Origin of the sequence: Vogesella sp. LIG4, from assembly GCF_900090205.1 — a bacterium.
GTDB lineage: Bacteria > Pseudomonadota > Gammaproteobacteria > Burkholderiales > Chromobacteriaceae > Vogesella.
The window spans coordinates 947,054-961,544 of record NZ_LT607802.1 but is presented as its reverse complement, the minus strand read 5'-3'; the positions used below and the strand labels follow the sequence as shown (position 1 = coordinate 961,544).

At 66.4% G+C, this 14,491-nt stretch carries 13 protein-coding genes; 8 read left to right on the top strand and 5 right to left on the bottom strand.

Going from position 1 to position 14,491, the window contains the following annotated elements; genetic code table 11:
- Positions 1-274 precede the first annotated feature (274 nt).
- The 3 genes from kynB to PSELUDRAFT_RS04590 all read left to right on the top strand — a co-directional run bounded on the left by kynB (position 275) and on the right by PSELUDRAFT_RS04590 (position 3,431).
- Positions 275-910: an arylformamidase gene (kynB, locus tag PSELUDRAFT_RS04600; protein WP_088965725.1), complete on the top strand. Its 636-nt coding sequence runs from the start codon at positions 275-277 to the stop codon at positions 908-910.
- A gap of 147 nt (positions 911-1,057) precedes the next feature.
- On the top strand, positions 1,058-2,449 hold the full coding sequence (locus PSELUDRAFT_RS04595; RefSeq protein WP_088965724.1) for an amino acid permease: 1,392 nt from the start codon (positions 1,058-1,060) through the stop codon (positions 2,447-2,449).
- A gap of 157 nt (positions 2,450-2,606) precedes the next feature.
- Positions 2,607-3,431, top strand: coding sequence for an HDOD domain-containing protein (locus PSELUDRAFT_RS04590; protein ID WP_088965723.1), 825 nt, complete (start codon positions 2,607-2,609; stop codon positions 3,429-3,431).
- Positions 3,432-3,753: 322 nt separating this feature from the next.
- On the opposite strand, the gene PSELUDRAFT_RS04585 is transcribed toward PSELUDRAFT_RS04590, so the two are convergent.
- On the bottom strand, positions 3,754-5,637 hold the full coding sequence (locus tag PSELUDRAFT_RS04585) for a ribonuclease catalytic domain-containing protein (RefSeq protein WP_088965722.1): 1,884 nt from the start codon (positions 5,635-5,637) through the stop codon (positions 3,754-3,756).
- Between the two features lie 123 nt (positions 5,638-5,760).
- On the opposite strand from PSELUDRAFT_RS04585, the gene PSELUDRAFT_RS04580 reads away from it, so the two are divergent.
- Positions 5,761-7,335 carry a diguanylate cyclase gene (locus PSELUDRAFT_RS04580; RefSeq protein ID WP_231895307.1) on the top strand — a complete coding sequence of 525 codons (1,575 nt, stop codon included), beginning with the start codon at positions 5,761-5,763 and terminating at the stop codon, positions 7,333-7,335.
- Positions 7,336-7,536: 201 nt separating this feature from the next.
- Here the strand turns inward: PSELUDRAFT_RS04580 and PSELUDRAFT_RS04575 are convergent, their stop codons facing one another.
- From PSELUDRAFT_RS04575 to PSELUDRAFT_RS04565, 3 genes are all read right to left on the bottom strand, one after another.
- A complete protein-coding gene (locus tag PSELUDRAFT_RS04575) occupies positions 7,537-8,307 on the bottom strand; it encodes a DeoR/GlpR family DNA-binding transcription regulator (RefSeq protein ID WP_088965720.1) in 771 nt (256 codons plus the stop codon).
- A gap of 175 nt (positions 8,308-8,482) precedes the next feature.
- The gene (locus PSELUDRAFT_RS04570) at positions 8,483-8,809 is read right to left on the bottom strand and encodes an MGMT family protein (protein ID WP_088965719.1); all 327 of its coding nucleotides are present in this window, start codon (positions 8,807-8,809) and stop codon (positions 8,483-8,485) included.
- On the bottom strand, positions 8,809-9,459 hold the full coding sequence (locus tag PSELUDRAFT_RS04565; RefSeq protein WP_088965718.1) for an MBL fold metallo-hydrolase: 651 nt from the start codon (positions 9,457-9,459) through the stop codon (positions 8,809-8,811). Before PSELUDRAFT_RS04565 ends, PSELUDRAFT_RS04570 begins: the two co-directional genes overlap by 1 nt.
- 233 nt (positions 9,460-9,692) lie before the next feature.
- On the opposite strand from PSELUDRAFT_RS04565, the gene PSELUDRAFT_RS04560 reads away from it, so the two are divergent.
- From PSELUDRAFT_RS04560 to PSELUDRAFT_RS04545, 4 genes are all read left to right on the top strand, one after another.
- A complete protein-coding gene (locus PSELUDRAFT_RS04560) occupies positions 9,693-10,514 on the top strand; it encodes an SAM-dependent methyltransferase (RefSeq protein WP_088965717.1) in 822 nt (273 codons plus the stop codon).
- 10 nt (positions 10,515-10,524) lie between these two features.
- Entirely contained in the window at positions 10,525-11,397 is an 873-nt protein-coding gene (locus PSELUDRAFT_RS04555) for a LysR family transcriptional regulator (protein WP_088965716.1), read from the top strand.
- A 297-nt stretch (positions 11,398-11,694) separates the two neighbouring features.
- Positions 11,695-12,279, top strand: a complete 585-nt coding sequence (locus PSELUDRAFT_RS04550) for a metal-dependent hydrolase (protein WP_088965715.1) — start codon at positions 11,695-11,697, stop codon at positions 12,277-12,279.
- Between the two features lie 92 nt (positions 12,280-12,371).
- A complete protein-coding gene (locus tag PSELUDRAFT_RS04545; protein ID WP_088965714.1) occupies positions 12,372-13,220 on the top strand; it encodes an alpha/beta hydrolase in 849 nt (282 codons plus the stop codon).
- Between the two features lie 34 nt (positions 13,221-13,254).
- Here PSELUDRAFT_RS04545 and PSELUDRAFT_RS04540 read toward each other — a convergent pair whose 3' ends face one another.
- Entirely contained in the window at positions 13,255-14,490 is a 1,236-nt protein-coding gene (locus PSELUDRAFT_RS04540) for a D-serine ammonia-lyase (RefSeq protein WP_088965713.1), read from the bottom strand.
- Position 14,491 lies beyond the last annotated feature (1 nt).

The following is a 14,491-nucleotide window of genomic DNA, read 5'->3' as shown; positions in this document are numbered from 1 at the left end:
GTGGCCTGAACAGTATTCCGTGTATCTCCTGCCTGCAGGAGCGACTCTCCTTTGGCGGCCTGCGGGCCGCTTTTTCTTTGCCGTTCAGCAGCCTGGCGGTGCCCGGGAATTGGCGTAAGCAGTGCATTCCAAAGTTAATTTCGAATTTTCTGCGGTTTTAAAGCAGGCAACTGAATAATCTGCAAAAGTCTCATGGGCGCTCGACAGTCTTTGCAATAAGTACCCGCGCCGCCGGTGCTAAGCTTTTGACAGTCATTCTGCTGCGAGACGCGCCATGCTCTACGACATCAGCCCCGCCCTGACCGCCGGCATGCCGGTGTGGCCGGGTGATACCCCGTTCCAGTCCAGCCCCAACTGGGTGCTGGATGCCGCCTGTCCGGTCAATGTGGCGCGGCTGACCCTTTCGCCGCACAGCGGCGCTCATGCCGATGCGCCGCTGCACTACCAGGCCGATGGCGCGGCCATCGGCGCGGTGCCGCTGGCGCCTTACCTAGGCCACTGCCGCGTGGTGCACTGCCTTTCGCCCGGCGCCGTGCTGCAGCTGGCCACCTTGCAGGCGGCACTGCAGGGCAGCGGCCCGCTGCCGCCGCGCTTGCTGATCCGCACTTACCCGCAGTTTCCGCATGCCGCCTGGGACCAGGCCTTCCCCGGCATCGCCGCCGAGCTGATCGACTGGCTGGGCAGTCAGGGCGTGCAGCTGATCGGGGTGGATACCGCCTCGCTCGACCCGGCCGACAGCAAGACCATGGCGGCACACCGCGCCGTGGCGCGCCACGGCATGGCGATCCTGGAAAACCTGGTGCTGGATGCGGTGCCACCAGGTGATTACGAGCTGATCGCCCTGCCGCTGAAGCTGATGGATACCGACGCCAGCCCGGTACGCGCGGTACTGCGCGCGCTGGCCCGCTAAATCACCCCAGCCGAATTTTCCACGCAGCGGCACGCCGCTGCGTGGGCCTGCTGCTGCCCGCTCGGGCAGCAAACCCCACCTCTGGCCCGCCAGCGCCTGCACAGACAGGCCGGGGCCGGATACGCACGGAGAGTCACGGAGCACATCATGAGTGGAAGTTTTCAGAACATCAAAGACCGGGAGCAGGGCCTGCAGCGGCGGCTGACCTCCGGGCAAATGAGCATGATCGCCATTGGCGGCGCCATCGGCACCGGCCTGTTCCTGGGCAGCAAGTTCGCCATCGGCTTTGCCGGCCCCAGCGTGCTGCTGAGCTATGCCATCGGCGGGTTGATCACCCTGCTGCTGATGGGCTGCCTGGCGGAGATGACGGTGGCGCATGCCACCTCCGGCTCCTTCGGCGCCTATGCCGAGCACTACATCAGCCCGCTGGCCGGCTTCCTGGTGCGTTATGCCTACTGGTCCTGCATCGTGCTGGCGGTGGGCACCGAGGTAACGGCAGTGGCCGACTACATGCGCTTCTGGTTCCCCGCCGTGCCGTCATGGTGGTGGATAGCGCTGTTCTCGGCGGCGCTGATCGCGGTGAACGCCAGCAGCGTGAAGGCGTTCGGCGCGGTGGAGTATGCGTTTTCCAGCATCAAGATCGCCGCCATCCTCGGCTTCATCCTGCTGGGCAGCTATGTGGTGTGGGGCGGCGGCCACCCGGAATACGGCGTGCACCTGTACACCGCCGGCGACGGCTTCATGCCGCACGGCTGGTGGGGCATGTGGGTGGCGGTGATCATCTCCATCTTCAGCTACCTGAGCGTGGAAATGATCGCGGTGGCCGCCGGCGAGGCGGAAGACCCGGAGCGCGCGGTGAAACAGGCCTTCCGCGCCACCATCGCCCGCCTGCTGGTGTTCTACCTGCTGTCGCTGGCGCTGATCCTGGCCATTGTGCCGTGGTCGCGCGTGGGGCAGGGCAGCAGCCCGTTCGTGACGGTGATGGAAGTGCTGAACATCCCCTACGCCGCGGGCATTCTCAACTTCGTGGTGGTGGTGGCCGCGCTGTCGGCCATGAACAGCCAGCTGTACATCACCACCCGCATGATGTTCAGCCTGTCGCGCGGCGGTGATGCGCCGGCGGCACTGGGCAAGCTCAGCCGCAACGGTGTGCCGCTGAACGCGCTGCTGCTGTCGTCCATCGGCATTGCCGTGGCCACGCTGCTGTACGTGTTGTACCCGGAAAAGGCCTTCATGCTGATGATCTCACTGTCGATGTTCGGCGCCATGTTCGTGTGGCTGATGATCTTCGTCACCCATTTGTTCTTCCGCCGCAAGTACCAGGCGGGCGGCAACCCGCCGCTGGCCTTCCGCATGCGTGGCTTCCCGTTCACCACCCTGCTGGGCCTGGGGCTGATGCTGGCGGCGATGGTCACCACGCTGTTCACCGACGAATTCAACATGACGCTGAAGTTCGGCCTTCCCTTCCTGGCGCTGCTGGTGCTGCTGTTCCGCTTCGTACGCCGCCAGCGCGGTGCGCTGGCGCGCAACGCAGCCTGAGTTGTCGTTGCTCTCGCAACAGCCCCGCCTGGCGGGGCTTTTGCTTTTTCATGCCAGTGGCGGCTGTTAAGCGCAGGTTTTTTCTGTATTTCATAAAGCTTTTGCCTAAGCTCATCTGGTGGGTTGTTCGAGCACAACGACAGCAGGGGAGAGCAAGATGAATGTGGCAGAACTGTTCGACAAGGCCGCCGGGCGCTTGCCCATGGTGCCCAAGGTGGTGCAGGAGCTGATTGCCAGCTTCCAGGATCAGAACGTGAATATCGACGACATCACCGACAAGGTGGTGCACGACCAGGTGCTGAGCGCGCGGGTGCTGCGCCTGGCCAACAGCGCGCGCTTCGGCGGCAGCCGCAGCATCGGTTCGCTGAACGACGCGGTGCTGCTGCTGGGCTTCGACAATGTGCGCATGCTGGTGATCGCCTCCGGTATTGCCGGCGCCACCGCGGCGATTCCCGGTTTCGACATGAAGGCGTTCTGGGGCCGCAGCTTCGAGATGGCCAATACCAGCAAGGTGCTGGCGCGGCTGGCGAAACTGGACGTGCAGCTGGCCTACACCTGCGGCCTGCTGTCCAATATCGGCGAGCTGGTGCTGCACGTGGCGGAGCCGGAAAAGGCGGTGCGCATCGACCGGCTGGTGGACAGCGGCGCCGAGCGGCTGGCCACCGAGCGCATGGTGCTGGGCATGGATCTGACCGAAGTGGGCGCCGAGCTGTCGCGGCGCTGGAACTTCCCGGATGCCATCCAGCAGGCGATACGCGAGCAGCACAATCTGGCCGACCCCGGCCAGCTGACGCCGTACGCGGTGCTGATCGGGCTGGCGTCCTACATCGTGGCCGGCTTCAACCACGGCATGAGCGAGGACGAGATGCAGTCCACCCTGCCGCAGCCGCTGCTGGCGGTGCTGGGGGTGGAGGGCGCGGCCATGGCCGAGGCGCTGCCGCACCTGAAGGAGGTGAGCACTACGGTGGACAATCTGCTGTAGCTCGTAGCCCGGATAAGCGCAGCGTATCCGGGGAACCGGGCAATCAGCAGCGCGCCCACCAGTGACGCACTGCTGGTAGGTATGGCCTGCGTGCTTACCCAGGTGAAGGTTGGTCAGGCGCAAAGGTTCATGCGCGCGGGTATGGCCGGAGGCCAACCCGCCCTACGGCAGGCGATGGCTGCTACCGGATTACGTAGGGCGGGTTGAACCAACGGTTCATACCCGCGCGGGTATGGCCCGCCTGCAGCAGACAGCACAAGGCCCCGCCATGGCGGGGCCTTGTCGTTGCACGTTGCGGTCAAGGTTGGCCGCAAGCGGTGGCTTACGCCTCCTCGGCCTCGTCCTGCGGCAGGGTCTTGCGTTCCAGCACCGCCACGTAGCGGCACTCGATCTCCTGCATCAACTCGTCGATGCGCACGATCTGCAGCTGGATGCGGTCGCCGTTGCTCAGCTCCGGCAGGCCGCCGATGCGCAGCCGCATCGGTACCCCGTCCACCCGCACAAGGTCTTCCTTGATGTAGCTGGCGGTCGGCTCGCTGATGCCTTCCTGGCTGAACCAGCGCAGGCACCAGAAGTGCTCCATCTTGTCCTGGAAGCCCAGGTAGGCGCTGTAGGCGGTATCGAAGTCGCGCAGCAGCGCGAACAGCATGGCGTCGCCCTGCTTGTACTGCGGCGCTTCGCCGCGAATCATCGCGGTGAGCTGGCGCTGGTTGATGAAGTCCGATGCGCGGCGCAGCGGCGAGGTGCTCCAGGCGTACTGCTGCACGCCCAGGCCCACGTGCGGTTCCGGGCGGGTGGTCATGCGTACCTTGCCCATGCTCTGCGCGCGGTACATGGCCGGAATGTCGGCCTCGGCCAGCATGCGGCCCCACTCGCTGTTGGCCAGGATCATCAGCTCGGAAACCAGCTTGTCCATCGGCGAGCCGCGCTTGCGGATGCTGATGATCACCTTGCCGTCCACCACGTTGAAGTTGTAGTCCACCTGTGGCGGGCGGTTCGGGTCCGGCGTCTTGCCGCGGAAGGCCTCGCGGGCATTGGCGAACTGCCACAGCCACACCAGTTCGCGCTTGAAGGCGTAATCAGGGCCGAAGCCGTCTGCGGCCAACGTGTCTTCGTTGAACACCTGCTCCAGCTGGTCGTGGCGCAGGTTGGCGGCAATGTGCACGCGCTCGATGCGGTTGTCGAAGGCCACCAGCTCGAAGTCCGGGGTGACTTCCACGTACAGGCTCAGCGCCGGGCAGTCATGGCCTTCCTTCAGGGTGAAGGCCTGCACCACTTCGTCCGGCAGCATGGTGATCTTGTCGCCGGGGAAGTACACGGTGGACAGGCGCTGGTGCACGATCTTTTCCAGCGGGCTGTCCACGGCGATGCCCAGCGTGGGCGCGGCAATGTGGATGCCGACGCGGATATTGCCGTTGTCCAGCCACTGCACCGACAGCGCATCGTCGATCTCGGTGGTGGCGGCATCATCAATGGAGAACGCCTTGACCGTGGCCAGCGGCAGTTCTTCCGTGGCGGTGGCCGGCGCGTAGCTGCCAAAGCCGGTGCCCTTGGGGAAGTGCTCCAGCTGGAAGCCGGCCATCAGGTAGGCCGGCACCGATTCGATACCGCCCACCTTGTCGGCCAGCCGCAGCGGCGGCAGGCTGGTGGCCTTGCTGGCCTGGTCGAAGGCCTTGAATTCCAGCGTGTTCTTGTCCGGGCGGTACAGCAGCGTCATCAGCTGGCTGCGGATGGCGTCCGGCAGGGTACCGGCGGCCAGTTCCCCGGCCCAGGCGTCGATCTGTTCCTGTTCGCGCTTCTTGCGCTCGATGCCGGCCAGCGCGGCCTTCAGCGTCTCTTCCGGCGCAGCCTTGAAGCGGCCCTTGGTCTTCTTGTAGAAGTACATCGGCGCCGCGTACAGCCGCAGCAGGATGGCGGCGTTTTCGCTCACGCTGGGGGCGTGGCCGAAGTAGTCGGCGGCCAGCGTTTCGAAGCCGAATTCATCTTCACCGCAGCACTCCCACAGGAAATCCACGTCGATGTCGGCGGCCAGCGCCTCGGCGGCCGGCAGGAAGTCCTGCAGCGGGGAGTTGAACTCCAGGAACACGTTGGCGGCCTTGAGCTTGGTGCGCTTGCCGTGCTGGGTATCGATCTGCAGGCTGGCTTCGGCGCGTGATACCACGCTGCCTACCTTGAAGCTGCCGCTTTCTTCGTAAAAGACGTTCATGCTGGCTTGCAGAGTCTGTCTCTGCCGCTGGGTGAAAACCGGGAATTATACCAGTTGTGGCAACAGCAGCCGGCTTGCTGCCGTTATACTCTTAACATTCTGTGAAGCCAGCTTGTGATCACCATGTCAAATCCAGTGCCGCAATCCCTACTCAGCCTGGCTCAGGAAATGGACCACACTGGCCAGCAACTGCTGCTGCGCTGGGAGCCGGAGCAGGCGCGCCGCTTCGGTGCGCTGGTGCAGTGCCTGCAGGGGCTGGCCGAACAGTCCGGCGCCGAGCCGCTGCTGCGCGCCAATGCGGAGCTGGCCACCCAGCTGCGCGGCTGGGCCAGGCGCCGTCGCAGCAGCGAGGACGTGTTGCAACTGCGTCAGCAGCTGTCGCTGGTGACACAGCTGGCCAGCCTGCCGTTGCCGGAACAGTCCGGCGGCAGCGCCACGCCGTTGCGCCAGAGCCACCGGCTGTTCCTGCTGGCGCCCGGCCAGAGCCTGCCGGGCGGGGTGCAGGAGCAACTGGCCTGTTTTGGCTACGTACTGGACGTGTTCGACAGCCTGCCCGCGTTGCAGCAGGCGCTGCAGCAGCACGAGCCCGGCGCACTGATCATCCACCACGCTTTTGACGGCAGCGAACCGCCGCTGCCGCAACTGCGCCTGCCATGCCCGCTGCTGTTCACCAGCCAGCGCCGCGATTTTGCCGCCCGGCTGCAGGCGGTGCGTGCCGGCGGGCAGGGTTTTGTCGGTTGGCCGCTGTCGGTGCGGGAGTTGCTGGAGGCGCTGGCGCGCCCGGCCAGCACCGACCCGCGCAACCCGCTGCGGGTGTTGCTGGTGGAAGACATGAGCTCGCTGGCCGGCCTGTACGCGGCGGTGCTGAACCGGCACGGCATCATGACCGAGGAAGTGAACCGCCCTAGCGAGACGCTGGAGGCGATAGAGCGCTTCCACCCCGACCTGATCCTGATGGACATGCACATGCCGGAGTGCAACGGTCAGGAACTGGCGCGCATCATCCGCCAGCAGCAGCTGATGGACGGCATCCCCATCCTGTTCCTGACCATGGAAAAACGCCAGGACGTGCAGCTGGACGCGCTGAGCCTGGGGGTGGACGGCTACCTCACCAAGCCGGTATCCAGCGAGGAGCTGGTGGTGACGGTGAGCACCCGCGCCAGCCGCTACCGCAAGCTGCGCTCCTACATCGCCACCGACAGCCTTACCGGCCTGCTCAATCACAGCCACCTGTTCGCCCGGCTGGAGCACGAATTCGCCCGTGCCCAGCGCGAGCGCAAGCCGCTGAGCATGGTGATGCTGGACCTGGACCACTTCAAGCGCATCAACGATAGCTACGGCCACCAGGCCGGCGACGAGGTGCTGGTAAGCCTGTCGCGCTTCCTGCAGGAGCGCCTGCGGCGCAGCGATGTGCTGGGCCGCTACGGCGGCGAGGAGTTCGCCATTGCGCTGCCGGGCATGACGACGGAGCAGGCGGTGCGGCTGCTGGACGAGCTGCGCGAGGCATTCGCGCGGCTGGAGCATGCCTCGCCGCGCGGTCGCTTCCGCCAGACCTTCAGCGCCGGGGTATGCAGCAACGAGGGAGTGTGGGACGTGGTGGCGCTGGTGCAGCGCGCCGACAGCATGCTGTACCGCGCCAAGGAAGCCGGGCGCAATGGCGTGCTGGGCTGGACGGCGGAGCTGGCGGGCGGCGAATAGCGGCAGGGTTGGCCGCAAAGCACAAGGGCGCCAGCGGCGCCCTTGTCAGGCTGCTGACAACGTACTTCGTTTACATGCTACCGGACCCGGCAAAGCCGGGCCGCACCAGCCAAGTGCTTGCATCGGCAGCCTTGCTGTTTACAACACAAAGTCCTTCCGCATTGCGAAAGGACTTTGCCAAGGTTGGCATGCGGCCAACGTTTACAGCGGGTCGGCCAGGTACATGCGCACGCCGTGCTCTTCCAGCAGCTTCTTCAGGCTTTCCGGCGGCATGGCGTCGGTGAAGATGGCGTTGAATTCGCTGATGTGGCCCATGCGCACCAGTGCATTGCGGCCGAACTTGCTGTGGTCGGCGGCCAGGAAGCGGTGACGGGCGTTGTTCATCATTGCCTGCGCCACGCGCACTTCGCGGTAGTCGAAATCCAGTAGCGAGCCGTCGGTCTCTATTCCCGACACGCCGATCACCGCGTAATCCACCTTGAACTGGTTGATGAAATCCAGCGTTGCCACCCCGGTGATGCCGCCGTCGGAAGCGCGTACCACGCCGGAGGTGATCATCACCGTGAAATCCGGGTTGGCCGACATGATCGACGCCACGTGGATATTGTTGGTGATCACCCGCAGACCCTTGTGGGTGATGGTCAGCGCCTGCGCCACCGCCTCGATAGTGGTGCCGATGCTCATGAACAGCGAAGCATGGTCGGGAATGTTCTCCGCGATCATGTCGGCGATATGCGCCTTTTCGCTCTGCAGCTTGCCCTTGCGCGAGAAGTAGTCCTCGTTCTCCACGCTGTTGCCCAGCGCGGCGCCGCCGTGATAACGGCGCAGCAGGTTGGCTTCGCACAGCTGGTTGATGTCGCGGCGGATGGTCTGCGGCGTCACGTCCAGCAGGCGGGCCAGCTCCTCGATCGGCATGAAGCCGTTTTCGCGTACCAACTGCAGGATTTTGTCGTGTCTGGGTGATCGGCTCATGGCGGTGAGTTCGAAAGCGAAAATTATCCTTAGTCTTTATCACACTATTTGCGCAACAGGCAAATTCTTGTCGTCATAAACGAAAGTAGTAGTTAGCAAAAAACGCCAGTACATCAAGGCACTGGCGTCTTTGTTGCGGTGCAAAAATTATTTTTGGACAGCTAGTCTGCCAATGTCAGGGGCGAATGAAATATTGCACCGGCCAGCCGTAGCGCTTCAGGTTCACCCGCCCGCCGGCACCCACCTCGATACCGTCCTCTTCCAGCAGCAGGATCTGGTAATCCGCCTCCGGCGTGCCCGGCCGCGCCACCTTGCCGCTGCCGCTTACCACGCGGAACCACGGCCAGGCGGCGCCTTCCGGCGCATTGCCCAGCAGCTTGCCCACGTGGCGGGCATGGCGCGGGTAGCCGGCCAGTGCCGCCAGCGTGCCGTAGGTGCTGACCTGGCCGGGCGGAATCGCCAGCAGCTGCGCCATCACCGCGCGTTCGAAGGCGGCGTCCATCAGCCGTAGCGGCGGTCGGCCACAAAGGGGTTGCTGCGGCGCTCGTCGCCTATGGTGGTGAACGGGCCGTGGCCGGGCACCACCGTCATGTCCTCCGGCAGCGCGAACAGCTTGCCGCGGATGGCGGCGATCAGCTGCTCGTGGTTGCCCATCGGGAAGTCGGTACGGCCGATGGAGCCCTGGAACAGCACATCGCCCACCACGCAAAGGTTGGCCGCACGGCTGACGAACACCACGTGGCCCGGGGTGTGGCCGGGGCAGTGCAGCACCTCCAGCACCTCGTTGCCGATGCTGACGGTGTCGCCTTCCTCCAGCCAGCGTTCCGGCGTCAGCGCCGGGCTGGGTGTAAAGCCGAACATCTGCCCCTGCTGCGGCAGCTGGTCCAGCCAGAAGCTTTCCGCGCGCTGCGGGCCTTCGATCTGCACCCCCAGCGCATCGGCCAGCGCGCGCGCGCCGCCGGCGTGGTCGATATGGCCGTGGGTGAGCAGCAGCTTGGTCACGTTCAGGCCCTTGGCCTCGATAAAGGCGCGGATGCGCGCGATGTCGCCGCCGGCATCCACCACCGCCGCTTCATTGGTGGCATCGCACCACAGCACGGAACAGTTCTGCTGGAACGGGGTGACCGGAATGACGTGAAGCTGCAAGGCCATGATCTGCTACCTGAAAACGGGAATGCCGCATTGTATGAGGCTACTCACGATCTTGCGAGCTAGAGCGAGACAAGGCGAAAACGGCTGAGCAAGCGGAGTTGACATGGGGTCAATGAGCATGGCGAAGCCGCTTTCAACGCGGTATCGCCGACGCGCAGCAGATCGTGTGCAGCATTAGGCGGGGTGCTTGACCAAGGCGGTACAATAGAGGCAGCAAAAATTGTGGAGCCGTCATGAGCCTGATCCCGGAAATCAAACCGCAGCAGTCCATCGAACTGCTGAAAGAACTGCACATCCTCACCCGCGACGGCAAGATCAACCAGGACACCCGCCGCAAGCTCAAGCAGGTGTACCACCTGTACCAGTTCATCGAACCCTTGATGGCCGACGTGCTGGCCGAGAAAGGCAGCCTGACCCTGGCCGACCACGGTGCCGGCAAGTCCTACCTCGGCTTCATCCTTTACGACCTGTTCCTGAAGGACAAGGCGGCTGCCCACGTCTACGGCGTGGAAACGCGGCAGGAGCTGGTGGACAAGTCGGTGGACCTCGCCCAGCGGCTGGGTTTTGCCGGCATGAGCTTCCTCAACCTCAGCGTGGAGCAGTCGATTACTTCGGACGAGCTGCCGGCGCAGGTGGACATCATCACCGCGCTGCACGCCTGCAACACCGCTACCGACGACGCCATCCGCTTCGCGCTGGCCAAGGACGCCAAGTACATCGTGCTGGTGCCGTGCTGCCAGGCCGAGGTGGCTGCCGTGCTGCGGCAGAAGAAGAACGAGACCTTCGGCAAGACGCCGCTGTCCGAGCTGTGGCGCCACCCCATCCACACCCGCGAATTCGGCAGCCAGCTCACCAACGTGCTGCGCTGCCTGCAGCTGGAGGCGCGCGGCTACCAGCTCACCGTCACCGAGCTGGTGGGCTGGGAGCACTCGATGAAGAACGAGCTGATCATCGCCAAGAAAACCAGCAAGGGCAAAAAAGCCGCCCGTGAGCGCCAGGAGGCGATCCTGCGCGAACTGAACCTGGAAGAGCTGCGCGAGCGCTTCGCCTACTGAGCCCACCGCCATGGCGCGCCGACTGGATGCCAGCCTGCTGGCCGACCTGTGGTTCTTCCACGCCGTGGCGGAGTGCGGCGGCTTTCGCCGCGCCGCCGAACAGCTGGCGGTCACCCAGGGGGCGGTGAGCCAGCGCGTGCAGCGGCTGGAGGCCCGCCTGCAGCTGAGCCTGCTGCAGCGCGGTGGCCGCACGCCGCAGCTCACCCCGGCCGGCCAGCGCCTGTTTGCCGCCACCCGCAGCGGCTTCGATACCGTGGCCGAAACGTTGGCCGCATTGCAGGCCGAGGCTGCACCCGGCAGCGTGCGCCTGGCCGCACCGCCATCGCTGGCGCTGGAGTGGCTGCTGCCGCGGCTGGGCCGCTTCGCCAGCCTGCACCCGCACATCAGCGTCGATCTGCTGGCCGACAACCAGCCCTACAGCCCGGCGGCCTTGCGCCAGGCCGGCATCGACCTGGCGCTGCGCTACCTGCCGCAGGCGCCGCAGGATGCCGCCTTCGTGCTGCCCGAATACGGTTTTCCGGTGGCGGCGCCAGGCTTGATTGCTGGCCAGCTGTTGCACGACGATGCGCCGTGGAGCAGCCCGGCGCCGGCCGGCAGCGAATGGGCGCTATGGTTGGCCGCATACGGCCGACCACACGGCAGCACTGCCGGCGAGCGCCACTTCAACCAGGCTCAGCTCGCCTACCGCAGCGCCCAGGCCGGCGACGGCGTGGCGCTGGGCCGCCAGCTGCTGGTGGCGCGCTACCTGCAGGACGGCAGCCTGCGCCGGCTGGATGAGCATCCGCCCTTGCTGCTGGGCTACTACGCGCTGTACCCGGTAAGCAGTAGCGAGGCGGTGCAGACGCTGGTGACGTGGCTGTGCGGCGAGATGCAGCGCGGATAGGGCGGCAAGCGTAGCGTGTCAACCAGCGGCACCTTGTCGGTGGCTTGTGCCCAGCGCGAGAAGTCACCGTAGGGCGGGTTGGCCGCAGGCCATACCCGCGCGGCGCCGCCCGGTTCACGCGGGTATGAACCGTTGGTTCAACCCGCCCTACGGACTGGATCGGGCGCGCAGCCCCGGCGTAGCGGGGACCCTGTGGTACTTCGTAACCACGCTGGGCTACTCACACGCGCCGGCGCGGCCCGGGTGATCTGCTAACATGCCAATGGCTTGTTTGAGTGAGCGACCCCAGGAGTCCGCATGCCTTCCATACTTTCCCACCCGGCGGTGCCGCTGGCCATTGGCCTGGGGCTGGGCCGCAAGCTGATTCCCCGCCCGCTGCTGCTGGCCGGCGTGCTGCTGTCCATCCTGCCGGATCTGGACGTGCTGGCCTTCCGCCTCGGCATTCCCTATGGCGACGCATTCGGCCACCGCGGCTTCAGCCATGCGCTGTTCAGCGCGGCGCTGCTGGCATTGCTGGCCGGCTGGTACTGCCAGCGGCGCTACCCGGTAAGCTTCCGGGTGGCCTGCGGCTACCTGTTTGTCGCCATGGCCTCGCATGGCCTGCTGGATACGCTGACCACCGGCGGCAAGGGCGTGGCGCTACTGTGGCCGTTCAGCAACGAGCGTTTCTTCGCGCCGCTGCAGTTCATCCAGGTATCGCCCATTGGTGCCGGACGTTTTCTGTCCGCGCGTGGTCTGACGGTGCTGATCTCCGAACTGCAATGGGTGTGGCTGCCGGCCATCGCACTGGGGCTGCTGATCGCCTGCTGCCGGCGAAGCATTCATTCCCGCAGCGAGCAGAATCGGAATCGTCCCAAGCCACCCGCGGCGGATACGCGCTAGATAGTGAGGCCTCGTGTGCCGCCGGCCGGCGGTGCGCAGCAGGGCGCGGGCATGGTCCGCGCGGTGTTGGACACGCATACGGATAACAGACGATGACGATTCTCTATCGAGGCATGGACCGGGCGGCACTGGATGCGGCCTACAACAACTCACGGGCGGTGCCGGCATTCCCCGCCATGCTGGCTGCGGGCCAGCAGCGCAGTGCCGAGCTGTATGCGAACAGCCCGGGCCGGCGCCAGCTGCACTACGGCAAGGGCCTGCGCCAGCGCCTGGACTGGCTGCCCTGCGGCGCGGACGGCGCGCCCACCTTTGTCTTCATCCACGGCGGCTATTGGCAGAACTGCGTCAAGGAAGACTTCGCCTACATCGCCGCCGGCCCGCTGGCGCGCGGTTTCAACGTGGTGCTGGCGGAGTACACGCTGGCGCCGCAGGCATCGATGACGCAGATCGTGGCGGAAATCGGCGCGCTGCTGGACTACCTGGCGCGCGACCCGGAAGGGCTGGGCACGGCGGGGCGCCCCTTGTGCCTCAGCGGTCATTCCGCTGGCGGCCACCTGACGGCGATGCACCGCGCGCACCCGCTGGTGTCGGTGGCGCTGCCGATCAGCGCGCTGGTCGACCTGGAGCCGATCAGCCTGTGCTGGCTCAACGACAAGCTGCAGCTGAGCGCGCAGGAGATCGCCGCCTGCAGCCCGTTGCGGCACATCGGCCCGGGCGCGCCCACGCTGGTGGCGGTGGGGGCCGACGAGCTGCCGGAGCTGGTGCGCCACAGCGATGACTACGCCGCGGCCTGCAGCGCCGCGGGCGAGGCCGCCGCGGGTCTGCACGTGGCGGGCCACAACCATTTCTCGATACTCGACGACCTGGCGCAGCCGCATGGCGTGCTGCTGACGGCGTTGCAGCGCTACGCGCCGCAACTGGGCGGCGTGCCGCAGGCCTGAGACAAGGTTGGCCGCAGGCTTGCGGCCAACCTTGCTATGCCGCCTGTTCCGCCAGCAAGGGCAGGAACACTTCGTCCGGCAGGCCGTTGCCGCCGGTGGTCCACACCACCGGGATCGCCGCGCCCGGCCATTGCGTAGCCGCCAGCTGGTGGGCGACGAAGCCGGCGGTGGCGGACGGCTCCAGCCGCAGGCCGTGCTGGCGCCACTGGTGGCGTAGTTCGGCCAGCAGGCTGTCGTCGCTGACGGTGATCACGGCGTCGATCAGCGGCTGCACGATGTCGGCCACGGTGGCCGAGGCGCGCGGCACTGCCAGGCCGTCGGCCACGGTGCGGTTGTCGAGGCCGATGTCGTACACCGACAGCGCATCATCGCCGCTGGCCAGGCGCAGCAGGAAGCAGGGCGAGGCCACTGGTTCCACCAGCACGCATTGCACCGCGTCGCCGAACAGACACTTCAGGCCGAAAGCCACGCCACCCGGCGCGCCGCCCACGCCGCAGGGCAGGTAGACGCGCAGCGGCTGCTCGGGCGTTGGTCGCAGGCCGGCGGCGGCCAGCTGCGGAGCCAGATCCCAGGCCGCGGCGGCATAGCCGAAGAACAGCAGCAGCGAGCTTTCGTCGTCGATGAAATAGGCGTGCTCATCGCTGGCGGCGCTGTCGCGCGCTGCGGCCACCGCCAGCGCGTAGTCGCCCTGGTGTTCCACCACCGCGGCGCCCAGTGCGCGCAGGCGCTGTTTTTTCCATTCCTTGGCATCGTGCGACATGTGCACTTCCACCCCCAGTCCCAGCGCGCGCGCCATCACGCCCACGCTGTAGCCGAGGTTGCCGGTGCTGCCCACCAGGATGCGGTGCTGCGCGAACAGCGCGCGCGCCGGCGCTTCGGCCAGCACAGTGTAGCTGCTGCCGGGTGGCAGCAGGCCGGCGGCCTGCGCCAGCTCCTCGGCATGGCACAGCACCTCGTACACGCCGCCGCGCGCCTTGATGCAAGCGGTGATCGGCAGTGCGTGGTCGGCCTTTACCCACAAGGGTTGGCCGCGGGTGTCGGTTTGCGGCAGCAGCGGCGAATCGATGCGGCCGTCGGCGGCCACGCTGTCCGGGAACAGCCGCGCCAGCAGCGGCGCGAAACGCTGCCAGCGGGCGATGGCGGCTTCAATATCGGCACGGCCGTAGGGGCAGGCGGCCAGCGCGTCGGCGGTGGGGCGCAGTGTGGGGTTGTGCCACAGCAGCGGCTGCGCCTGGCGCAGGCCGGCGGGCAGGGTGTCGAGGTGGGACATG